The following is a 23553-nucleotide window of genomic DNA, read 5'->3' as shown; positions in this document are numbered from 1 at the left end:
GCAGCATCGACTACCATAGGCGCCCGAATGCGACGGTTCGGGCCCTTGTAGCTCAGTGGATAGAGCATCCGCCTCCTAAGCGGAGGGTCGCAGGTTCGATTCCTGCCAAGGGCACCATTCATTGCAAATGGATGGGACTGAACCTCCGAAGACGCTTGCAATGTCGCTGGGATTTGCTTGATTTTTATTGGATTTCAGGTTTAGCATCCGGCAAGACCTTTACCAGCGCCGCGGTCGTGCGCGCGGCAGGCGGGAGACCATGGGCAACAGGCATTCCATTTCACGTTTGATCGGCCGTGCTGCGGCGTTGTGTCTGCTGACGGGGCTGGTGGCCTGTGGCGGCGAGGCGACCTTCGGAACGAACTCTGGTGTCCGCGTCGGATACATCAAGACCGGCGGCGGCTTCAGCAACGGCAAGGTCAAGATATCGGTTGCGAATCTGTCTGCGGGTGGTTCGACCACGCTGCAGGTCGATGTCGTCGGCAACGATGGCAAGCTGGCTTTCGGAACGACAGCGAATATCGCCTTCAGCTCGGTCTGTATCGCCGGCGGCAAGGCGACGCTGGACCCGGCCGACCCGATCTCGACGACCGAAGGGACCGCGATCGTCACGTACACCGCGAAAGGATGTTCCGGTGCGGACAAGATCACGGCTTACGTGATCGTCGGCGACGAAACCCTGCAGGCCACCGGGACCGTGACGGTCGAGGAGGCGCAGGCGGGTGGTCTTCAGTTCGTTTCGGCCGAGCCCCAGATCATTGGCATGACCGGCAGCCCGCTGCCGCAACAGTCGCGTGTGGTCTTCAAGCTGACCGATCTGGTGGGCGATCCGCTGCCGAACCGCACGGTGGCCTTTGCGCTGAACTCCACGGTCGGCGGTACCCGGCTTTCGACGAGCAGCGCGGTGACTGACGTTAACGGACAGGCCAGCACCTCGGTGATTGCCGGCAGCGCGCACACTTCCGTGCGGGTTACCGCGTCAACGGTCGATCCGGTCAGCGGAATGACGGTGACGTCGCAATCCGACCAGCTGGTGATTACCACAGGAATCCCGGATCAGGACAGTTTTTCGATATCGGCCGATGTGCTGAATCCGCGTGCCCTGACCTGCGATGGCGAGCCGGTCACGATCAACATTCGCCTGTCCGACCGCTACAACAATCCTGCGCCCGAAGGCACCGCGACGGCATTCACGGCCGAGGGTGGCGCGATCAATGGTCAGTGCACCACGGGTGATCCCGCGGGCGATGCGCAAACCGAAGCAGGGGTGTGTTCCGTGATCTGGACCAGCCGAGCCCCGCGTCCGTCCAACGGTCGCGTCACGATTCTGGCGACGGCAATCGGCGAGGAGAGCTTCACCGACAGTAACGGTAACGGCACCTATGATCCGGGAGAGAGTTTCACGGATATGGGCGAAGCCTTCCGTGATGACGATGAAAGCGGCACTCGCAACAATGGCGAAGTGATCGTCGACTACAACAACAATGGTGTCTTCGATGGGCCCAACGGCAGCTTTGACGGTTACGTCTGCGATTCTCCGGGAACGAACTGCCGTTCACACACAGTGAATCTGCGGCAGGACCTCGTGATCTCGATGTCTGATGGTCCGGTACTGGAGAACAGCGACGTGAGTGTCTTTGTCGACGCGCCGAGCGACTACGACGCCGCATCCCGCACATTGACGCTGCGGACGCCAAAGGCTGTGGCGACCTTCGCGGTCGTCGTACGTGACATCAATGACAATCCTCTGCCGTTTGACTCGTCGGTGAGCATGAGCAGCGAAGTCGGTGAAGTCCCGGATAAAGCCGTTGACGTGCCGAACACAACCGATAACTCCACGGTTGGCAATACCTACGTATTTCGGGTTCGCGCTCCTGACGGAGCGGAGTCTGAGTCAGGTCTCGTCTCGCTACAGGTGGTCCTGCCTGCCAACAAGTGCTCGGGAGAGGACACGATTACGTTCAGTGATCTGGCGACGATCGTGTATTACCCCGATGGCGACCGCGACGGCGTGCTGGATGCGAACGACAATTGTCCGACTGTTCCCAACGCTGATCAGACCGACGCCGATGGTGATGGTTTCGGTGCCGCGTGTGATGCGAACGATGCCGACCCCGCGGTCCACTGATCTGCGAGGGGTTCGACCCTCCTGAGCGCGGCGAAACCTCGTCGCACAAAAACTGCCGGCCTAGCGCCGGCAGTTTCGTTTCGATAACGGATTTTCAGCGTTGCGTCATGCGACTGAACACCATGTGTCCGAGGCCCACCACAAGTGCGATCAGGCCGATGCCAAAGCGGCTCTCCACCGTTTCGCGTTCGCGGTTGATCTCGGCTTCGACTTCCGCGCGCACCTGACTGCGCATGCGTTCCAGGCCTTCGGCATCCGGCTGGAGATTGGGTCCTCGCCGTTGCAGGTCGATCTGCAGATTCAGTTCGGTTGAAGCCGCCAAGTCGGTTTCGTTGTAGACCGGCAGTTGATACCAGGCAAGGCCGTAATAGCCGCAAAGACCGACTCCGACTGCAAGCAGGACCGAAGGGAAGGAATTGATCAACGGACGCCGGGGCGGCATGGACACGGGTTTGTACCGGAGTGAATGGATGACGCCATTGTAGGTGAGGCTCATCGAAGGATCTGCGCACAAATGAGGGAAATCCACGAGGTGAAGCGCGGCGGCGCTGTGAAATAATCCTCGTCTACACCGAACGAGGAGCCGTGCGATGCGTATCGGCACACCGCGGGAAATCAAGAATCACGAGTATCGCGTCGGCCTGACACCTGCGGGCGTGCGCGAGTTGACGGCGCATGGTCATGAGGTGCTGATCGAGACCGGCGCAGGGCTGGGCATTGGCATCAGCAATGACGATTACGTCGCAGCGGGCGCGCGCATCGTTGAAACGGCCGCAGAAGTTTTTGATCAGGCCGATATGGTGGTCAAGGTCAAGGAGCCACAACCGGTCGAGTGCGCGATGCTGCGTGAAGGGCAGGTGCTGTTTACCTACCTGCACCTGGCGCCGGATCCGAAACAGGCGCAGGCCCTGCTCGATTCCGGCTGCATCGCCATCGCCTATGAGACGGTGACTGATCGCAGCGGTGGCTTGCCGCTATTGGCGCCGATGAGCGAGGTCGCTGGCCGCATGTCGATACAGGCTGGCGCGCATGCAATGGAAAAGGCTGCAGGCGGCAATGGCGTGTTGCTCGGAGGCGTGCCGGGTGTGCCAGCCGCCGATGTCGTGATCCTTGGCGGAGGCGTGGTCGGCTACAACGCCGCGCGCATTGCCGTCGGCATGGGTGCGCGCGTGACGATTCTCGATCGTTCGCTGGCGCGTCTGAACTGGCTGGATATCGTGTTCGATGGTCGGCTGGCCACCCTGTATTCGACCCGCGACGCGGTCGAGCGCTGCGTCAATTCGGCGGACCTGGTGATTGGTGCGGTACTGGTGCCCGGCGCGGCCGCACCCAAGCTGGTGACGCGCGACATGCTGCCGAAGATGAAGACCGGGTCGGTGATTGTTGACGTCGCGATCGATCAGGGCGGCTGCTTTGAAACCTCGCGGCCGACCACCCATCAGGACCCGACCTACGTCGTCGAGGGCATCGTGCACTACTGCGTGGCGAACATGCCGGGCGGTGTTGCGCATACGTCGACGTTTGCGCTGACCAACGCGACCCTTCCGTTCGTGCTGGCGCTGGCAGGCAAGGGCTATCGTCAGGCGCTGGTGGACGATCCGCATTTGTGCGCAGGACTCAATGTGCATCGTGGCCAGGTGACGTACGACGCGGTGGCCACTGCACTGGGCTATGCCTACGTGCCCGCCGCCACGGTGCTGGCGATCTGAATCGAGACTAGATCAGCGGAGCCGGTGGCGGGGCGGTCTTGCTGCGAAACTCGCACAGATCAAAAATCGCGCAACGTCCGCATTCGGGCTTGCGTGCCTTGCACACATAGCGGCCGTGCAGGATCAGCCAGTGATGCGCGTCGCGCGCATATTCCCTGGGTGTGAACTTGACCAGCTTGTCTTCGACCTGGCGCACGGTCTTGCCGGGGGCGATACCGGTGCGGTTGGCGACGCGGAAGATGTGCGTGTCGACTGCAATGGTCGGCTCGCCGAATGCGGTATTCAGGACAACGTTTGCGGTCTTGCGGCCGACGCCGGGCAGCGCTTCCAGTGCGTCGCGCGCACGCGGAACCTCACCCCCATGGACTTCGATCAGCATGCGACACAGGCCGATGACATTCTTGGCCTTGGTCTGATACAGACCGATGGTCTTGATGTACTCACGCAGGCCGGACTCACCCAGCGCCAGGATCGCGGCCGGCGTGTTGGCAACCGGGAACAACTTCGCGGTGGCCTTGTTGACGCCGACATCGGTGGCCTGCGCGCTCAGCACCACAGCGACCAGCAGTTCGAATGGCGAGTTGTAGTTCAGCTCGGTGGTCGGCGCCGGGTTGGCGGCCTGCAGTCGCGCAAAGATCTGAGCGCGTTTCGCCGCGTTCATGCGGCAGCAGGCGCTGCGCCGACCACCGCGACACGCGCCTTGTAGCGCGTATCGATCCAGTTCTTGCCGGCGACCAACAGGCCCAGGCCGATGAACGCCCCGGGCGGCAGTGCTGCCAGCAGCAGGCCCTGGTAATGCGGGATCACGGTCAGATGCACGCCCCTGAACGATTCGCCCAGCAGCAGATGCAAGCCATCGCCGAGCGTGCCTTGCGCAAGGATTTCACGAATCGCACCCAGGGCGACCAATGCCAGTGCGAAGCCGGTGCCCATCATCAGTCCGTCGAAAGCGGCCAGACGAATCGTATTCTTCGAGGCGAAGGCTTCGGCGCGGCCGATGATGATGCAGTTGGTGGTGATGATCGGCAGGAAAATGCCGAGGATGTTGTACAGCGCGTTGAAGTACGCATTCATCACCAGCTCGACGATCGTCACCAGCGCAGCGATGACCATGACATAAATCGGGATGCGGATTTCCTGACGCACGACTGGCCGGATCAGCGACACGATGGTGTTGGACAGGATCAGCACCAGCGCCGTAGCCATGCCCAGCGCAAAGCCATTGACTAGGTTGTTGCTCGTGGCCAGTAGCGGGCACAAACCGAGTAACTGCACCAGCCCCGGATTGTTGGTCCAGAGGCCGTCCTTGACGATTTTCGCGTAGCTGCTCATTTCGGCGCCTGCGTGATTTCGAACACCATCTCGCGGTGCTCGCTGTAATACACCAGCGTATTGTGGATCAGTTTCACCACCGCACGAGGCGTGATCGTCGCGCCGGCAAACTGGTCAAAGAGGCCGCCGTCCTTCTTGACCTTCCAGTCGCGCGGCCCCGGATTACTGAGCGAGCGGCCAGTGAAGGCGAGTATCCAGTCCGTGCGATCCGCGTCGATCTTGTCGCCGAGTCCGGGTGTTTCCTTGTGCGCGACCACACGCACGCCTGTCAGCGTGCCTTCGAGATCGATGCCGATCAGCAGCGTGATGGGGCCGCTGTAGCCGTCGGGTGTCATCACCTGAAAAATCGCAGCGGCGGGCTGGCCCTGCCGACGCGCGCGGTACACCCTGACCGCAGCTGCGGGATTCAGCAGGGGTTCTTCAATTTCAGCAGTATCGGAAGCAATGTCGTTGTCGTAGCGGTCGGCTGGCAGTACCGCATGCAGTTGCGTCAGCAGGCGCTGCTGCTGTGCTGCGACGATGCGGTCCTTGGTCAACGCGTGAGTGCCGGCCAGCACGCCCGCGGCGACCACTGCAAAGCCACCCAGAACGGCTCCCGCGCGCAGCATCTGTTCGACCGTCAGCTTCATCGGATCAGGCCTGCGGTTTGTCGCGGCGCTGACCGTAGATCCGCGGTTGCAGATAACGATCCAGCGTCGGTGCACAGATGTTGAACAGCAGCACCGCGAATGCGATGCCGTCCGGATAGCCACCCCAGGTGCGGATCACATAGGTCAGCATGCCGATGCCGAAGCCGAACACGAAGCGGCCGCGCGGCGTCGTTGCGGCAGAGACAGGATCGGTGGCGATGAAGAACGCCCCGAGCATCGTCGCGCCGGAAAACCAGTGGAACAGCGGCGAGGCGTAGCGATCGCCGTCATAGGCCCAGAATGCGCCCGCGATGACGGTCATGCCCAGCAGCAGGCCGACCGGAATCTGCCAGCGGATCGTGCGTCGCCACAGCATGTAGCCGCCGCCGAGCAGGTAGGCCAGCGCGATCCACTCCCAGCCGCGTCCGGCGAACAGGCCCAGCGGGGTGTCGCCGCGAATCTCGCTCAGTGTGCGCTCGAGGCTGAGTTGGGTCTTGACGTGGTCCAGCGCGGTGGCGCCGCTGACGGCGTCGGTCGTGTCCCATAGCGGATGCATCGATGGCCACGCGGTCATCTGCACCGGGAACGAGATCAGCAGCACGACGAAGCCGACCATTGCCGGATTGAAGGGGTTGTAGCCGAGACCGCCGTAGACATGCTTGCCGAGCAGCATCGCAAAGCCGCAGCCGACGACGATGATCCACCACGGCGCCGTCGGCGGCACCGCGAGCGCCAGCAGCACGCCGGTGACGAGGGCGCTGCTGTCGAGCAGGAATGGCTTCAGCGCTCTGCCGCGGAGTTTCAGCACCGCCGCTTCGATCAGCTCGCAGGTGAGCACCGCAAGAACGATATTGATCAGGACGCCGGGGCCGAACAGCAGTGCGTAAACCACAACGCCGGGCGCCAATGCGATCAGCACATCACGCATGACCTGGCCGACGCTGGCGGTCACCGGCAGGAAGGGCGAGCTGAGCGTCTTCATTCGGTTGGGGTTTCTCCAGCCGCACGTGCGGCTTTGCGCGCCTTGGCGGCGGCGATGGCGCGGGCGACCGGGTCATCGGTCTGGGCGCTCGTTTCGCTCGCTGCAGCGGGCACGGGTTCGGGCGCAACCGCTGCCGCGGCTTTGGCGGCTTTCTTCGCTTTGGCTGCGGCAACCGCGCGCGCAACCGGGTCTTCGTCCGCGGTGTTGTTAGTCGCTGGCGTTGGCGCCGACGGGGATTCGGAAGCTACTGCAGCCGCCTTGGCTGCTTTACGCGCCTGCGCAGCGGCGATGGCACGCGCGACCGGGTCGTCAGCATCACCGGTAGTGGCGCTGGAGCTTTGCGGCGCGGCGGGCACTGAGGCATCTGCACTTTGTGCGGCTTTGCGCGCCTGTGCGGCCGCAATGGCCCTGGCAACCGGATCATCTGCCTCGGTGGTGGCCTGAGGTTGCGCTGCGGCCGCAGCCTTGGCCGCCTTGCGTGCTTGAGCCGCGGCGACGGCAGCGGCGATGCGCTCGTCATCGGCTGCGGAAGGTTTGGCACGCTTGGTGTTGGTCGCTGCGGCGTCAGCGTTCGCGGCAGCCTTTTTCGCCTTGGCTGCCGCAATCGCTCGGGCCACCGGGTCGTCCGTCTCCGCAGTGCCGGATGTCGCGGCGGCCTTCTTGGCCTTGGCAGCTGCAATGGCGCGTGCGACTGGATCGTCGGACGTGCTGTCCGCTGCGGGAGCGGCCGCTTTCTTGGCTTTGGCCGCGGCAATGGCGCGGGCCACCGGGTCATCGTTGCCGACGGCGGAGGCAGAGGCCTCTACGGGGGAAGGGGCTGTTGCCGCAGCCGGTTTTGCTGCGGCCTGACTCGCCGCCAACAGGGCTTTCTTGCGTGCCCGCGCCTCTTCCTTGGCGCGCTCCTCACGTTCGATCCGTGCCAGCCGTGCTTCATGGCGTTCGCGCGCGGCGTCGGCCTTGCGCTTTTCCTGCTGCTCGGACCAGATCTCGGTCTTGGCGTGACGGTAGTACTGCACCAGCGGGATGTGGCTGGGACAGACCTGCGCACAGCAGCCGCACTCGATGCAGTCGAACAGGTTCAGCGACTGTGCCTTGTCATATTCCTTGCCGCGTGCGTGCCAGTACATCTGCTGCGGCAGCAGATTGATCGGGCAGGCGTCCTGGCAGGCACCGCAGCGGATGCACGGCATCGCATCCTCATCCGGGCGCAGCTCTCCGGGCGCCGTCGCCAGGATGCAGTTGGTGCTCTTGACGATCGGCAGCGTGTCCGTCGGCAGCGCGAAACCCATCATCGGGCCGCCCATCAGCAGGCGATCCGGTGGCGTGGTGTAGCCGCCGGCGAGATCGATCAGGAAGCGCATCGGCGTGCCGATGCGGGCGTCGAAATTCTGCGGATGCGAAACCGCGCTGCCGGTCACCGTCACCACGCGCGAGGTCAACGGTTCGGCATGGCGGATCGCGCGCCACACCGCACGCGCGGTGCCGGGGTTCTGTACCACTAGACCCAGATCCAGCGGCAGTCCGCGGCTGGGCACTTCGAGTCCGGTCAGGGTCTGGATCAGCTGCTTCTCGCCCCCTTGCGGGTAGCGGGTCGGCACGACCACAACCTCGATGCGCTGATCCGCCGCAGCTGCAGCCTTCAGTGCTGCGATGGCCCAGCTTTTGTTGTCCTCGATGCCAATCAGGCAGCGGCCGGCGCGGATCGTATGCAGGATGACCTGGATGCCGCCGATGATCTCGTCCGCGCGCTCGGCCATCAGCAGCTGGTCGCAGCTGATATAGGGCTCGCATTCGGCGCCGTTGATGATCAGGGTTTCGACCGGATGCCCGGGCGCCAGCTTGATGAAGCTGGGAAAGCCGGCGCCGCCGAGGCCGCTGACGCCGGCGCGGCGTACGCGATCGCGAATGGTTTGTGCGTCCAGCGCATTGATGTCCTCGGCCGGCTCCCATTCCGGAGTGGCCAGGGCCTCATCCTTGCCGTCCGCGTCGATGACGATGCACGGTGCGGACAGGCCGGAGGCGTGCGGGATCGGGCGCGGTTCGATCGCACTGACAATGCCGGAGGTGCCGGCGTGCACGGGCAGAGACACAAAGCCGTCGGCGTCGGCAATGGTCTGCCCGCGCAGCACGCGATCGCCGACCTTGACGCGAGGCTTGGCCGGATTGCCTGCGTGCTGCGACAGCGGCAGGATCAGCTGCGGCGGAACCGGCGCAATCTGGATCGGTGTGCCGGTCGACATCTCCTTGCGGTAGTCCAGATGCAGACCTCCGCGGAAACCGAACAGCCGAGTCATCAGACTCATGCCGCGCTGCTCGCTTCGGCCGCACGCGGGGATGGCGCCGGCGCCGCATCCGGCAGCGGCCAGACCCAGGTGCGCGGTGTCTGTGCAACCGGCTGCATCGAGATGCAGTCGACCGGGCAGGGTTCCAGACACAGCTCGCAGCCGGTGCATTCGCTGACGATGACGGTATGCATCTGCTGCGCAGCGCCGAGGATGGCGTCGACCGGGCAGGCCTGGATGCATTTGGTGCAGCCGATGCAGATGTTCTCGTCGATCAGTGCGACGGTTGGCACGGCCTTGGCGACGCCGTTGTCCGGATTCAGCGGCTTGGCTTCAACGCCCAGCAATTCGGCGAGTTTCTGGATGCCATCCTCGCCGCCGGGCGGGCACTGATTGATGTCGGCTTCGCCGCCCGCGATCGCAGTGGCGTAGGGACGGCAGCCGGGAAAGCCGCACTGTCCGCACTGGGTCTGCGGCAGCACTTTGTCGATCTGATCGACCAGCGGATCGCCCTCAACCTTGAAGCGCACGGACGCATAGCCGAGGCCGAGTCCGAACGCGACCGACAATGCGGTCAGAGCCAGTATCGCGACGAGCATGGATCAGTCGAGTCCCGGAAAACCCATGAAGGCCAGTGACATACCGGCGCGAGCATACGACCAGGGGCCACGCGGCAGCGGGGATGGGAGCAGTGCGAGTCGACGGATCATGTCCTAGTCCAGGCCTGAAAAGCCCATGAAGGCGAGAGACATGATCCCCGCTGTGACCAGTGCGATGGGTGCGCCTTTGAATGCTTCCGGCATATCGGCAACTGCCAGGCGTTCGCGAATGCCGGCGAACAGCAGCAGCACCAGCGAGAAGCCGAGGCCGGCGCCGAGACCCGTCAGCATCGATTCCATGAAGCTCTGCGCCTGCCGCACGTTGAGCAGCGCGACGCCGAGCACGATGCAGTTGGTAGTGATCAGCGGCAGATAGATGCCCAGCACCTGATACAGCAGCGGGCTGGTTTTGTGCACGACCATTTCAACCGTCTGCACCGCGACCGCGATCACCAGAATGAAAGTGATCGTTTGCAGGTAGGCCAGACCCAGCGGCACCAGGATGTACGTATTGACCAGATAGGTCGCCACAGCGGTCAGGGTCAGCACGAAAGTGGTGGCCAGCGCCAGTCCGGACGAGGTTGCGACTTTCTTCGAGGTGCCCATGAAAGGGCACAGGCCGAGAAACTGGACCAACACGAAGTTGTGGACCAGCACTGCGCCGACAAGGATGAGCAGATAGTCGATCATAAGAACCGCGGAATGATGCGTTGCGACATGGTGTGCTGCAACAAAGCGCCGTACAACAATCTTTTGTCATTCCGGAACGCTATAAGGTGCGTCCCTTAAACAGGATTGTGGGCCGCGCCGGTTCAGGCGACACCATGCGAACGGCGTAGAAACTGGCAGACGCCGACCGTGGCGTCGCTGACACACATCATTTCCGCGCGATGGCTATTTGACGCGCATGCCCGGCGCCGCGCCGGCGTCCGGCGCCAGCAGGAACGGACCGCCGGCGTCACCGCTGGCGGCCAGGACCATGCCCTCGGAGAGGCCGAACTTCATCTTGCGTGGCGCCAGATTGGCGACCATCACCGTCAGTCGATCGACCAGCGTCGCCGGGTCATAGGCCGACTTGATGCCTGCGAACACCTGACGCTGGCCGAGCTCGCCAACGTCCAGCGTCAGGCGCAGCAGCTTGTCGGCCCCTTCGACATGCTCGGCCGCGGCAATGCGGGCAATGCGCAGGTCAACCTTGGTGAAGTCGTCGATGCTGATCGTGCCAGCGTCCGCGGCCTGCGTGTCTGCCTTGTCCATCTTCTTCTCGGTCTTGGGTGCGGGGGTTTTGGCTGCAGCGGCCGGAGCCGTGGCGGCTTCCTCGGCCAGCATCGCATCAATTGCGGCTTTTTCGACCCGTGTCGCCAGCGCGGCATAGGGCCTGATGCGGTGATCAACCAGCGCGGTGCCGGCGTCGGCCCAGCGCAGCGGCTCGATGCCGAGGAAGTGTTCGGCCTGCGCAGCGATTTCCGGCAGGATCGGCTTCAGGAACAGGGTCAGCTGCCGGAACAGGTTCAGGAAGGTCGTGCAGACCGCATGGAGCGTCTCGGTCTGTTCCGGCTCCTTGGCCATCTTCCACGGCGCCGTCTGCTGGATCTGCGCGTTGGCGTCGTCGGCCATCAGCATGATTTCGCGCACGGCTGCGGCATAGTCGCCGGCGTCGTACAGCCTGGCCAGATTGTCGGCCTCGGCGGCGAAATCATTGAACAGGCTGCGATCATGCAGATCGGCGGCCAGCTTGCCGTCGAAACGCTTTTCGATGAAGCCGGCGCAGCGGCTGGCGATGTTGACGTACTTGCCGACGACGTCGCTGTTGATGCGGTTGGCAAAGTCTTCGAGGTTCAGGTCGAGATCGTCGGCCGCGGCGCCGAGCTTGGCGGCGAAGTAGTAGCGCAGGTATTCCGGCGGCAGATGATTCAGGTAGCTGCGTGCACGGATGAACGTACCGCGCGACTTCGACATCTTTGCGCCGTTGACGGTCAGATAGCCATTGACGTGCAGCTGCGTCGGCGCGCGATGGCCCGAGCCGTGCAGCATCGCCGGCCAGAACAGTCCGTGGAAGTTGATGATGTCCTTGCCGATGAAATGGTGCAGTTCGGCGCTGGAGCCGGCGCCCCAGAAGGCGTCGAAGTCCGTGCCGGTCTTCGCGCACCAGGCCTTGAACGAGGCCATGTAACCGATCGGTGCGTCGAGCCAGACGTAGAAGAACTTGCCCGGTGCGTCCGGGATCGGGAATCCGAAGTAGGGCGCGTCGCGCGAGATGTCCCAGTCTTTCAATCCGGCATCAAACCATTCGCGCAGCTTGGCCTTGACCGCCGGATGCGCAACCTCGCCTTCGAGCCACTGCTGCAGGAAGCTCTGGAACTTGCCGACCTCGAAGAAGTAGTGCTCGGACTGACGCATCTCCGGCGTCGCGCCGGACACCACCGAATGCGGATTCTTCAGGTCGGTCGGGGCGTAGGCCGCGCCGCAGACCTCGCAATTGTCGCCGTACTGGTCCGGCGAGCCGCACTTCGGGCACTCGCCCTTGATGTAGCGATCCGGCAGGAACATCTGCTTCACCGGATCGTACAGCTGCTCGATGCTGCGGCTGGCGATGGCGCCAGCATCACGCAGCCGAGCATAGATCAGCTCGGCAAAATGGCGGTTCTCGTCCGAGTGGGTCGAGTGGTAGTGATCGAAGGCGACGCCGAACTCGGCGAAATCGCGTTCGTGCTGCTGGCGGATCGCATCGACGAAGGCCTCCGGCGACTGTCCGGCCTTCTCGGCGGCCAGCATGATCGGCGTACCGTGCGCGTCGTCAGCGCAGACATAGTGCACGGTGTTGCCGCCAAGGCGTTGAAAACGAACCCAGATGTCCGCCTGGACGTAGCCGACCATATGGCCCAGATGGATCGGACCGTTGGCATAGGGCAGGGCGTTGGTGACCAGAATCTGACGGTTCATTGCGGACATCGGCGTCGAACGGGGCGCGGATTATCGCATGGGATGCTCAGCCTTCCCCGGGGTTCGGCGTTCGATTGCGCCCGAATTTGTCCTGCATTGGGTAGTTTTTCTCTTACACAAAGGCGGCCGAATCTGCCTAAATGGGTGCCGTTCCGTGTTGGGCGGAACCGCAGGCTCGCTGGAGTCGCCGGACGCACCGGCGGTCACAGCGCCTGATGTCTGCAACGACCTATGGGGGTTTCATGAGCATCAAGCGACGTAAACGCGCGACGATTCGCGCGGCACTGGCTGTGCTGTTGCTGGGCCTGAGCGCCGGCAACGCCGCGGCAGCCGAGCGCATCCTGATCCAGGATCGCTATATCGTGGTTCTGAACCAGCCGTCCGGACTGATCGTCCCGAGCCTCGACACGCAGATTCGCAGCCTGGTCTCGATGGTGGGCGGCGGTGAAGTGATCGCGACCTATGGCACCGCATTGCGCGGGTTCGCCGTGAAGATGAGCGCCGCGCAGGCGGGCCTGATGGCTGCGCTGCCGGGGGTCAAGCTGGTCGAACAGGACAGCCTGATGCAGGCACGCGGCACGCAGACCGGTGCAACCTGGGGACTGGATCGCGTCGATCAGCGCGCCCTGCCGTTGAACGGCAGCTACAGCTATCCAACGAATGCGGGGCAGGGCGTCAACGTCTACGTCGTCGATACCGGTCTGAATGCATCGCATACGGAGTTCGCAGGCCGCATCGGCAACGGGCGCAACTTTGCGCCGAATGATGATGGCACCCTGGGGCAGGCCTTGACCGATTTCGGTCTGAATCCGGCGCAGTTGGGTGTGCCGCTGAACGTTGGCGCGCTGGATCTGGGCTCGGGTCTGTTCGAGGGTCCGACCGATCCGAACGACACCACCGACTGCAACGGCCATGGAACCCATGTCAGCGGCACCACGGCCGGGACCACCTACGGCGTCGCCAAGAAGGCGAAAATTCACTCGGTGCGCGTGCTGGGTTGTTCCGGCAGCGGCAGCAATGCCGGCGTCATCGCCGGTGTCGACTGGGTTGCCGCCAACGCGCAACTGCCGGCGGTAGCCAACATGTCGCTGGGTGGTGGCGATTCCGCTGCCCTGGACATGGCCGTTCAGAATGCGATCGATGCCGGCGTGACCTTTGTTGTGGCGGCTGGCAACAGCAACGCCGACGCCTGCAGCGGTTCGCCGAACAAGCTGCCTGCCGCCATTACGGTGGGTGCCGCTACCAAGGCCGATTCGCGCGACACCGGCTATTCCAACTACGGCAGCTGTGTTGATCTGTTCGCGCCGGGCACCGACATCACCTCGTCGTGGATCGGCAGCAGCAGTGCAACCAACACCATCAGCGGCACCTCGATGGCCAGTCCGCACGTGGCCGGTGCCGCAGCGCTGGTGCTTTCGGCGCATCCGTCGGCGACGCCGGCCGACGTCGTCGACACGCTGCTGGGCGACGCGACGCTGGGTGTGTTGAGCAATGTCGGCAGCGGTTCGCCGAATACCCTGCTGTACGTGGTGCACTGAGTCATTCGACACGGGCGGCGATGGGACGATGTGAAGTCGTCGTCGACTCGTCCGTTGCAGCAGTAAGCGAACGGGGCGCCGCAGGTTGCGGCGCCCCGTTCTGTTTTGGGCCGGTTTGGGCCGACTTGGCAGATCGGTTGCCGGAAGCCTGGTCGCTGCGGCAAGGCGAAGTCGCATGAAGGGAATCCCCCAGCTGCAGCTAGGACAACTTCGTATTTCATGTAGGAATTTCGCGCATTGAGTCTCTGCGGGCTGCGGATGGCGGACTTCACGGTTGTGGCGGTCAAAGGCGAAGGCTAGGGTGCGGCAGGACGGGCGCCGTTGGGGGCGCTCGCGACTCCGATGCCCGCCAGGGGCGCGGTCTTAACGTTAATCAGCGGGGGAACAAGATGAATCGGATCAAGCGCTTGACGCTGCGATTGGGGATGGTCCTGGTTGCAGGTCTGATGGGGGTCACAAGTGTTCAGGCTGCGCCGCAGCCCATTGCCAATCAGTACATCGTTGAGTTGAACGCACCGGCGCCGGGTTCCGCCAACGCGCGCCTGAGCCTGCCGGAGCTGACGCAGTCGGTGCTGGCACTGGTCGGAGGCGGGCAGGTCATTGCGCAGTACCAGCATGTTCTGCGCGGTTTCGCGGCGCGACTGACCCCGGCGCAGGCCGAAGCGCTGGCGCGGCTGCCGCTGGTCAAGCACATCGAGCAGGATCAGATGATGGCAGCCGTGGCGACGCAGAGCGGCTCGACCTGGGGCCTCGATCGCATCGATCAAACCGACCTGCCCCTCGACAACCTCTACAGCTATCCCACTTCGGCGGGTCAGGGTGTCAATGTCTACGTCATCGATACCGGCCTGAATGCTGCGCATAGCGAATTCAGCGGCCGGGTGGGCGTCGGGCGCAACTTTGCGGCCAACAGTGGCGGCCTGCTGTGCAACCTGCTCGGCATTGGCTGCAAGACCGACGCGACCAACACGACCGACTGTAACGGTCACGGAACCCATGTGACCGGCACTGCCGCAGGCTCCGTTTATGGTGTCGCCAAGAAGGCGACGGTGCATCCGGTGCGGGTGCTCGGCTGCAATGGCAGTGGTTCCAACTCCGGCGTGATTGCAGGCGTTGACTGGGTCGCCGCCAATGCGCAGCTGCCGGCGGTGGCCAACATGTCGCTTGGCGGCGGCGATTCGGCCGCGCTGGATGCGGCGGTGCAGAATGCCGTCGCGTCGGGGGTCGTCTTTGTTGTGGCCGCGGGCAATGACAACGTCGACGCCTGCAGCGGCTCGCCGAACAAGGTGCCGGAGGCGATCACCGTCGGCGCGACCACCAATGCAGATGCGCGCGCCTCGTATTCGAATTTCGGCAGCTGTGTCGATCTGTTCGCCCCGGGCTCTAACATCACCTCGGCCTGGTACGACAGCAACACCGCCACCAACACGATCAGCGGCACCTCGATGGCCAGCCCGCACGTCGCTGGCGCCGCCGCGCTGGTGCTGGGGGCGAATCCTTCGGCGACGCCGACGCAAGTGACCGACGCGATTGTCGGCAGTGCGTCGCTGGGCAAGCTCAGCAGTATTGGCAGCGGCTCTCCAAATGCGCTGCTGTACGTCGTCCACTGAGTGTGAGGCGAGCAGCACACGGTTTGAACGAGGCGGGCTCTGGCCCGCCTTTTTTGTCGCCGCCGAGAGCGGTACTGCCAGCCTGATGCCTGCGCCGTGCCCAAGGCGGACACTGGTGCTGGTGATAGACTTTGCCGCTCGCACACTACCGGTACTCGGATTGCCATGGCGGTTACTCGCGAAACGCTGCTTGCCGCATTGGACGGCTACGTCGACCCCCTGATCGGACAAGGCCTGGTGACGGCAGGTGCGGTGCGCCGCGCGGAGCCGAGTGCCGAGGGCGCGCGGATCGACATCGAGCTCGGATTTCCCGCAGCCGGCTATCGCGAGACGCTGATATCGGCAGTACGCGCTGTCTTGCGTGAGCAGCTCGGGATTGATGCGCAGGTTTCCGTCGACTGGAAAATCACCGAGCACACGGTGCAGAAAACGCTGCAGACCTTGCCGGGGATTCGCAACATCATTGCGGTGGCCAGCGGCAAGGGCGGTGTTGGCAAATCTACGGTCGCGGTGAATCTGGCATTGGCGCTGGTGGCCGAAGGTGCCCGCGTCGGCATCCTTGACGCGGATATCTATGGGCCGAGCCAGCCGCGCATGCTCGGAACCTCCGAGCGCCCCGTTTCGACAGACGGCAAGCGCATGTCGCCGATCCGCGCGCATGGGCTGCAGGCGATGAGCATCGGATTTCTGGTCGATGACGACCAGCCGATGATCTGGCGTGGCCCGATGGTCACGCAGGCCCTCGCCCAGCTGCTCGGTGAGACAGCGTGGGACAACCTCGACTATCTGATCGTTGATCTGCCGCCGGGCACTGGAGACATCCAGCTGTCGCTTTCGCAGCGCATTCCGGTCAGCGGTGCGGTGATCGTGACAACGCCGCAGGACATCGCCTTGCTCGATGCCCGCAAGGGACTGCAGATGTTCCGCAAGGTGGAAGTGCCCGTGCTCGGCGTGGTCGAAAACATGGCGTGGCACACCTGTTCCAACTGCGGTCACCACGAAGCAATCTTCGGCGAAGGCGGCGGCGCACGCCTGGCCGCGCAGTACGGCACTGAATTGCTGGGGCAGTTGCCGCTGGAGCTGAGCATCCGTGAGCAGGCCGACAGTGGCTGCCCCACGGTCGTGGCCGATCCGGAATCCAACAGCGCACAGCGATACCGCGCAATCGCCCGCCTGGCGACAGCGCGTCTGGCGTACGGCGTCAAGGCGCCCGAGTTTCCGGATATTGAAGTGGTCGACGACTGAATTTGGGCGCGTGGCGCGAGCCGATACAATGCGCAGCCGGCGTGGGCAGGCCGCGCTTCTCTTCAACAATCGATTCAACGGACGCAGAGCACGATGACGATCAAGTCGGACAAATGGATACGCCGCATGTCGGCTGAGGGCATGATCGAACCCTTCGAGCCGGGTCAGGTGCGCCACGTCAACGGACACAAGATCGTGTCCTACGGCACCTCCAGCTACGGCTACGACGTGCGCTGTGCCAACGAATTCAAGATCTTCACCAACATCAACTCGACCATCGTCGATCCGAAGAATTTCGACGAGGGCTCCTTCGTTGATGTGAAGTCGGATGTCTGCATCATTCCGCCGAACTCCTTCGCACTGGCGCGGACGGTCGAGTACTTCCGCATTCCGCGCAGCACGCTGGTCGTGTGCCTGGGCAAGAGCACCTATGCGCGTTGCGGCATCATCGTCAACGTCACACCGCTGGAACCGGAGTGGGAAGGGCACGTCACGCTCGAGTTTTCGAACACCACGCCACTGCCGGCCAAGATCTACGCGAACGAAGGCGTGGCGCAGATGTTGTTCTACGAGTCCGATGAAGTCTGCGAGACTTCGTATAAGGACCGTGGTGGCAAGTACCAGGGACAGCGCGGCGTCACGCTGCCGAAGACCTGATCGGAGCGCTCGCTGCGGTCCTTGCGACCGCTCGCTGATCCCGGACGATCCCCGCGCTGCGGGGCCCCTCGCCGGGGCTCGCGGTGCTACCGCGGTGGCAAGTACCCGGGACAGTGCGGCGTGACGCTGCCGAAGACCTGATCGAACTGACTCCTGCGGTCCTTGCGACCGCTCGCTGATCCCGGACGATCCCCGCGCTGCGGGGGCCCTCGCCGGGGCTCGCGGTGCTACCGCGGTGGCAAGTGCCCGGGACGGCACGGCGTGACGCTGCCGAAGACCTGATCTCAGTGCTCCCTGCGGTCCTTGCGGCCGCTCGCTGATCCCGGATGATTCCCGCGCTGCGGGGCTCTTCGCCGGGGTCTGACATCTCCCATCGATTCACCGCTGCATGCCGCACTCGGGCTATGCTGCGGCTTGCGTGGAAAATCCGGCCGGACTGTCAGGGCCGGGTTTCCGCACCCGGAATTCTGGAGGAGTGATCCGATGAAGATGCTTTTGCCGGCAACGGCGATGGGCGCATTGCTGTGTCTTTCCGCGTGCGGGCGCAATGCCGCGACACCGGCCGCCCCGGTGGCCACGCCTGAAGCGCTGGCGCAGCACAGCGCGGAGTTCAAGCGGGAAGTGCTCAAGGTCGCCGACGGCGTGCATGTTGCGATCGGCTATGGCATCGCCAATTCGATCCTGCTGGAAGGCGACGACGGCGTGATCGTCGTCGATACGATGGAAACGGTGGAGTCGGCGCAGCAGGTGCTGGCGGCGTTCCGGCAGATCACCGACAAGCCGGTCAAGGCGATCATCTATACCCATTCGCACCCGGACCACATCGGCGGGGCGGGCGTGTTTGCCGACGGCGCGGGGGATGTTTCGGTGTACGCCCAGAGCGATCTGGTGCGCAACATGGAGCGCACCTCGATCGAACTGCAGACGGCAATCACCAAGCGCTCGATGCGCATGTACGGCAGTACGCTGACGCAGGACGAGATGGTCAATGTCGGCATCGGTCCGTTCGTCGACGTGCACGAGGGCAGCACGGTCGATACGTTGCGACCGACTCGCGAGTTCGACGCGTCGCTCGAAGACACCGTTGCCGGCATCCATTTCCAGCTGGTGCATGCCCCGGGTGAAACCGAGGATCAGCTGTTCGTGTGGTTGCCGGAGCGCCGGATCCTGTTGTCCGGCGACAACTTCTACCGCGCGTTCCCGAACCTGTACACGATCCGCGGTACCTCCTATCGCGATCCGCGCGCCTGGGCCGACTCGATCGACAAGATGCGCGCGCTGCATCCCGAGATCATCGTGCCGAGTCACACCCGGCCGCTGGTGGGCGAGCAGGAGATCGAGGAAGAACTGACGCGCTACCGCGACGGCATCCGCTACGTCTACGACCAGACCCTGCGCATGATCAATCACGGCAAGACGCCGGACGAGATCGCGGCAAGTCTGAAGCTCCCGGCGTATCTGGCCGATTCGCCGTGGCTACAGACTTTCTATGGCGATCCGGCGTGGTCGGCACGCGCGATCTACGACGGCATGCTCGGCTGGTACAACGGCAATCCGTCCACCCTTCGGCCGCTGGCGCCGGACGATGAGGCCGCACGCATGGTGGCGCTCGCCGGTGGCGTCGATGCGATGGCGCAGAAGGTCGTCGATGCCGAACAGGCGGGCGAGCATCAATGGGCGCTGCAACTATCCGACTACGTGCTACGCATTGCGCCGGACAACGCGTCGGTGCGCGATGCGCGTATCGCGGCACTGCGTGCGCTCGGCTCGGCAGAGGCCAACCCAAATGCGCGGCACTGGTATCTGATGACGGCGGGGGAACTGGCCGGCGACATCACATTGCCCAACCGCATTGTCACGCCGACACCGGAGATGCTGGCGCGCATGCCGCTGAATCGCTTCTTCGACGGCATGGCGGTCAACCTCGATGCCCAGGCCAGTGCCGACAGCGTGATCGCGGTCGGCTTCGAGTTCACCGATACCCCCGAGCGCTATACCTACATCGTGCGTCGCGGTGTCTCCGAAGTCGTGCCGGAACTGCGCGACGACGCCGGGATGGTCACGCAGGTGTCTGCGCAGGTGTTCAAGGAGATGCTGGCGCAGCGCCGCAATCCGGCGCTGACGCTCGCCAGCGAGTTCACGATGGTCACGGGCAGCAAGCTCGACCTGATCCGCTTCATGCGCCTGTTCGTTCCGGTCGAGGACTGAGCATGCGTCGGGTGTTGCTGTGCTCAGCCATCACGACCGCGGTGATGATGCTGGCGGCCTGCGGTGGCGGTGATGCGCCGGGCGCTGCGCCTCAGGGTGGCGACAGCGGGTCGCACGATCCCGCCGTCACCGCGGCCGCCGCAGATGGCGGATGCAGCTGGCTGGTCGTCAGCAATCCGGATCTGATCAACGTCGCGTTTCCGGACGAATCCGCGACCTACTGGGTTGCGATGTTTCCGGCGCTGCCGGGAACACGCGTCCGCATCGACGGCCAGTATCCGGACGCGCGCTACTTCTCGTTCAACGTCTACGATCCGGCGCTGCGGCCGGTCGATGCGATCACCGACTACCAGCTCGTGCCCAGGGTTGCCGGCAGCAATCCCTACGTCACCGCGGGTGCCGCCGCCGGCGGCGCTTACGTTGCCACGGTGCAGTTCGGCGACCCGCCGGCGGAGCGGCCGGCCAACGCGCTGTACACCAACCGCATCGCGCTACCCGTCTTGCCTGCGATTCCGAATCTGCAGATCACCGTGATTTATCGCGTATATCTGGGTGAGGGTGATGCCGCGGGCGGGGTGCCGTTGCCGCAACTGGTGCTTGAAAACGCGGACGGCAGCGTCGCGCCGCTGCGCCTGAGCCTGTGCGATCCACTGCCGCCGGACGGACTGCCCTCAGTCCTCAACCGCGCGATCCGCGAAGCCAGCTATCCCTCACTGCTTGATCCGGTGCCCTATCCGCTGGCGCCGGACGAACCCAGGGTGATCCGCTTCTACGGACTCCCGGAAACCCTGCGCGTGCTGGCCAGCAACGCCGTCGGTTTCGATCTGCCGCTGCAGTCCATTACCGCGGCGGATACCGGCGGCGGCTTTCTGAGCAATATCGACAACGCCTACGTCACTGCGATGGCGAGTCGCGAGCATGGCGATCTGTACATGGTCCGCGCGCGGGCGCCGCGGTATGCAAGGGATCCGGTGGAAGCGCCGCTGGGGAGCGCACAGCTGCGCTACTGGTCGATCTGCACCAATGAGTTCGTCAGTCAGCGCTTCGTCGGCTGTCTGGCAGATGCGCAGGTCGCCACCGACGATCAGGGCTATTTCACGCTGGTGGTGTCCGACCCCGACGAGCGCCCGGACAACGCGGTGCCACAGAACGGCATGGACTGGCTGCCCTGGGGCGGCGCCTACCCGGACTCGGTGCTGATCTACCGGCACATGCTGCCGTCACCGCATTTCGCCGAGGCGATCCAGAACGTGCCCTACGGCACGCCGGTCGAGGACGTTATGGGAGAGTACGCGCCGAAGGTTCGGTATTGCGATCGCGCGACGATCGAGGCCGCATCCACGGCTGCGCAGGCATTTGCCGCCTGTGGGGAATGAGCGGAGGCCGCTCAGCCGATCTGGAAACCATGCGCGCGCGCGACCTGGCCCAGCTCGACCCATTCCAGGTTGTGCTGCATCTGCCGGACCTGTGCCGGAGACAGCTTGCCCAGCGAGCCGGGGAAGTTCGGAATCGGGAACGGCAGGCTGGTGGTGCATTCCATGCCGAACGGACCCAGCGGCACGTTGAAGGCGGGCGCATCGCTGCGCGGCGCGGCATCGAAGTCCAGTGCATAGGCCATGTTCAGCGACCACTCGCTGCGCTCAGGCGCCAGCAGCGGCATTCCGAAGCGCCAACAGATCATCTTCAGCACCGAGTTGACGTCGAACTGCAGTGAGCTGACCTGCCTGGGTGCACGCGGTCCGATCAGTACGCAGGGCACGCGAAAGCCGAGGCGGCCGTCGTTGGGCAGCGCCTTTTCGATTTCGGTGACGGGTGCGACGGGCGGCACCACGTGGTCGAAGAAGCCGCCCCATTCGTCATAGACCACAACCATCAAGGTGCGCTGCCACAAGGGGCCGTTGCGGACGGCGTCGTAGACGGCATTCAGGAACGCCTGACCGTTACGCACGTCGGCCTGCGGGTGGTCGTCATTGGTGATGCCGTTGGGGGCTTCGCCGATGAAGCGCGGGTCGACGAACGACACGTTCGGCAAGGTGCCGAGTGCGGCTTCGGCGAGGAAGGTCGCGTACGGCAGGCTGCGTGTCAGGTACTTGGAACCCCACAGCGCGGCGAATGGCAGGTCGTTGTAGTAGTAGCGACCCGACAGGCCGGCGTCGGACAGCCGATCCCAGATGGTCGGCAGGCTGGAGATGTCCATGGTGTTGTTGAGGCGATCGGTCTGCCCCGCATGCATGTAGAAGCGGTTGGGGTAGGTCGACGCCAGCACGCCATGGAAATAGCGGTCGCAGATCGTCCAGTTGTCTGCGCAGCCGGCGAAGAACGGCAGATCCTCGGCGGTGTAGTAGCCGACCGGGAAGTGATCGGTATCGACGCTGGCATCACCGATCGTGCCGAGGAAGCCATCCATCTTGCCGCCGTTGAAGTGCACGCGGCCGCTGGAATAGCTGTGGCTCGGGTCTTCCTTGCCGCAGCCTTGATAGCCGTACTCCTCGGCCTCGGACAATCGGAACGTTTCGATCAGCCGGCCGGCCTTGTCGGGAAAGCGCGCCCCGGCCTGGATGCCGTCGGCGCCGGGAACCCAACCGAGAAAATGATCGAACGAGCGGTTCTCCATCATCACCACGACGAAGTGGTCGATGCCGGAATCCGAGGGGTTGGGCAGGGCCTTGTCCGCGGGAGGGCGAGGGGCGGCGGAGACGCCGCTGTCGGAATTGCCGGCAGGGTCCGAGCTGTCGCAGGCGCTCAGACCGGCGGCCAGCGCCGGTGTGGCCGCGATGCCCGCAAGCAGGCGGCGACGAGCAGGGTTGTTCGGACCGCTGTGGTCATGGTTCGACATCGATAGATCCCCCCGGATCCTTCATCTATTGCAGCCGACCAATTTGGCATTGGCGCATGGCATCGTGATGACGCCATGCGCAACTGGACGCTAACGGCGCTCGAGCACCGTGCGCCAGCTGCCTTTGGTCTCTCCCGAAACCTGTACTTTTTCCGGTGTTGCCACCATGAACTGGTTGCCCCAGTAGGCGTAGGTATAGCCATTGCGGTCCGGGGGCATGTCGCTGCTGAGCAATGCGGTCACGCACTGATCCAGCGACATCGTTCCGACCTTCTGGTAGCTGTTGCCGTACTTGAGGGTGCAGATGTTCACATTGCCGGACTGCGTGGCGCCCGCCGGAGCGACGTAGCTGGTCGTCGGGGCGGCCGTTCCGGATTCAGCGGCGGCCTCGGGTGCAGGCGTCGCAACGACGGCCGGCTCGAATGGAACCACCGCCTCGGCGCGCTGGGGCGCGCTCTCGAATGGGACCCCTGCCTCCGCGCGCTGGGGGGCGCTATACGGCTGCGGAGTTGCGTGTGACAGGTAGTCCGACTTCAGACCCGCCGAGATCCAGTTCTGGCCGTTGTCGGTCGAGGAGTAGAAGTAGTACTGATCAGCGGACAGCAGCACCGAACCCCAGGAACCGAACTTGAAGCCCTCGTTGTTGTACTTCTCGGTGGACCGGTCCACCGCAATCATGCAGGGGGCAATTTCGGTGGTTCCCTGGCTGTTCCACTTCTGGCCGTCATAGGTACGGCATTCAGCGGCGTCGGCCGCCAATGCCCCTGTGGTCCAAAGCGATGTCGTGACCAGCACGGCCGTGAGACTCAGGACCTGACGCATGGTGTTTCCCCGGAAACGGATGATGGGTCCGAT

At 64.1% G+C, this 23553-nt stretch carries 19 protein-coding genes and 1 tRNA gene; 9 read left to right on the top strand and 11 right to left on the bottom strand.

Annotation, left to right across the window (positions count from 1 at the left end):
* Positions 1-41 precede the first annotated feature (41 nt).
* Positions 42-117, top strand: a tRNA-Arg gene (locus E4T66_RS04085).
* A 142-nt stretch (positions 118-259) separates the two neighbouring features.
* Positions 260-2128, top strand: a complete 1869-nt coding sequence (locus tag E4T66_RS04080; RefSeq protein WP_136847639.1) for a hypothetical protein — start codon at positions 260-262, stop codon at positions 2126-2128.
* 94 nt (positions 2129-2222) lie between these two features.
* Here the strand turns inward: E4T66_RS04080 and E4T66_RS04075 are convergent, their stop codons facing one another.
* Positions 2223-2576: a hypothetical protein gene (locus E4T66_RS04075; protein WP_211242752.1), complete on the bottom strand. Its 354-nt coding sequence runs from the start codon at positions 2574-2576 to the stop codon at positions 2223-2225.
* A 142-nt stretch (positions 2577-2718) separates the two neighbouring features.
* Between E4T66_RS04075 and ald the strand changes: the two genes are divergently transcribed.
* Positions 2719-3837 (top strand): alanine dehydrogenase, encoded by a 1119-nt coding sequence (ald, locus tag E4T66_RS04070; RefSeq protein ID WP_136847637.1) that lies wholly within the window; start codon positions 2719-2721, stop codon positions 3835-3837.
* 7 nt (positions 3838-3844) lie between these two features.
* On the opposite strand, the gene nth is transcribed toward ald, so the two are convergent.
* From nth to metG, 8 genes are all read right to left on the bottom strand, one after another.
* Positions 3845-4498 (bottom strand): endonuclease III, encoded by a 654-nt coding sequence (gene nth, locus E4T66_RS04065; RefSeq protein WP_136847636.1) that lies wholly within the window; start codon positions 4496-4498, stop codon positions 3845-3847.
* Positions 4495-5169: an electron transport complex subunit E gene (locus tag E4T66_RS04060; RefSeq protein WP_136847635.1), complete on the bottom strand. Its 675-nt coding sequence runs from the start codon at positions 5167-5169 to the stop codon at positions 4495-4497. Before E4T66_RS04060 ends, nth begins: the two co-directional genes overlap by 4 nt.
* Complete coding sequence (gene rsxG, locus E4T66_RS04055) at positions 5166-5798, bottom strand: electron transport complex subunit RsxG (RefSeq protein ID WP_211242751.1); 633 nt, start codon at positions 5796-5798, stop codon at positions 5166-5168. The genes E4T66_RS04060 and rsxG overlap by 4 nt, the downstream gene beginning before the upstream one ends.
* Positions 5799-5802: 4 nt before the next feature.
* Complete coding sequence (locus E4T66_RS04050; protein ID WP_136847634.1) at positions 5803-6780, bottom strand: RnfABCDGE type electron transport complex subunit D; 978 nt, start codon at positions 6778-6780, stop codon at positions 5803-5805.
* Positions 6777-9083: an electron transport complex subunit RsxC gene (gene rsxC, locus E4T66_RS04045; RefSeq protein ID WP_136847633.1), complete on the bottom strand. Its 2307-nt coding sequence runs from the start codon at positions 9081-9083 to the stop codon at positions 6777-6779. The genes E4T66_RS04050 and rsxC overlap by 4 nt, the downstream gene beginning before the upstream one ends.
* Positions 9080-9661, bottom strand: coding sequence for an electron transport complex subunit RsxB (rsxB, locus tag E4T66_RS04040; protein WP_136847632.1), 582 nt, complete (start codon positions 9659-9661; stop codon positions 9080-9082). Before rsxB ends, rsxC begins: the two co-directional genes overlap by 4 nt.
* Positions 9662-9775: 114 nt before the next feature.
* Positions 9776-10351 (bottom strand): electron transport complex subunit RsxA, encoded by a 576-nt coding sequence (rsxA, locus tag E4T66_RS04035; RefSeq protein WP_136847631.1) that lies wholly within the window; start codon positions 10349-10351, stop codon positions 9776-9778.
* A gap of 204 nt (positions 10352-10555) precedes the next feature.
* A complete protein-coding gene (gene metG / locus E4T66_RS04030; protein ID WP_136847630.1) occupies positions 10556-12604 on the bottom strand; it encodes a methionine--tRNA ligase in 2049 nt (682 codons plus the stop codon).
* Positions 12605-12846: 242 nt separating this feature from the next.
* On the opposite strand from metG, the gene E4T66_RS04025 reads away from it, so the two are divergent.
* The 6 genes from E4T66_RS04025 (at position 12847) to E4T66_RS04000 (ending at position 21238) form a co-directional block, all read left to right on the top strand.
* Positions 12847-14142 carry a S8 family peptidase gene (locus E4T66_RS04025; protein WP_136847629.1) on the top strand — a complete coding sequence of 432 codons (1296 nt, stop codon included), beginning with the start codon at positions 12847-12849 and terminating at the stop codon, positions 14140-14142.
* Positions 14143-14531: 389 nt separating this feature from the next.
* The gene (locus E4T66_RS04020; protein WP_136847628.1) at positions 14532-15752 is read left to right on the top strand and encodes a S8 family peptidase; all 1221 of its coding nucleotides are present in this window, start codon (positions 14532-14534) and stop codon (positions 15750-15752) included.
* Positions 15753-15917: 165 nt separating this feature from the next.
* Entirely contained in the window at positions 15918-16997 is a 1080-nt protein-coding gene (apbC, locus tag E4T66_RS04015) for an iron-sulfur cluster carrier protein ApbC (RefSeq protein ID WP_136847627.1), read from the top strand.
* A 93-nt stretch (positions 16998-17090) separates the two neighbouring features.
* Positions 17091-17654, top strand: a complete 564-nt coding sequence (dcd, locus tag E4T66_RS04010; RefSeq protein WP_136847626.1) for a dCTP deaminase — start codon at positions 17091-17093, stop codon at positions 17652-17654.
* Positions 17655-18137: 483 nt separating this feature from the next.
* The gene (locus E4T66_RS04005) at positions 18138-19862 is read left to right on the top strand and encodes an alkyl sulfatase dimerization domain-containing protein (RefSeq protein ID WP_136847625.1); all 1725 of its coding nucleotides are present in this window, start codon (positions 18138-18140) and stop codon (positions 19860-19862) included.
* A 2-nt stretch (positions 19863-19864) separates the two neighbouring features.
* Positions 19865-21238, top strand: coding sequence for a hypothetical protein (locus E4T66_RS04000; protein ID WP_136847624.1), 1374 nt, complete (start codon positions 19865-19867; stop codon positions 21236-21238).
* An 11-nt stretch (positions 21239-21249) separates the two neighbouring features.
* Here the strand turns inward: E4T66_RS04000 and E4T66_RS03995 are convergent, their stop codons facing one another.
* Together E4T66_RS03995 and E4T66_RS03990 are read right to left on the bottom strand one after the other, a co-directional pair.
* Positions 21250-22698: an alkaline phosphatase family protein gene (locus E4T66_RS03995; protein WP_136847623.1), complete on the bottom strand. Its 1449-nt coding sequence runs from the start codon at positions 22696-22698 to the stop codon at positions 21250-21252.
* Positions 22699-22788: 90 nt separating this feature from the next.
* A complete protein-coding gene (locus E4T66_RS03990; RefSeq protein WP_136847622.1) occupies positions 22789-23520 on the bottom strand; it encodes a hypothetical protein in 732 nt (243 codons plus the stop codon).
* Positions 23521-23553 lie beyond the last annotated feature (33 nt).

It is taken from the genome of Sinimarinibacterium arenosum (assembly GCF_005047655.1).
In the GTDB taxonomy this organism is placed as follows: Bacteria; Pseudomonadota; Gammaproteobacteria; order Nevskiales; family Nevskiaceae; genus Solimonas.
This window is presented reverse-complemented; position numbering and strand designations above follow the sequence as displayed.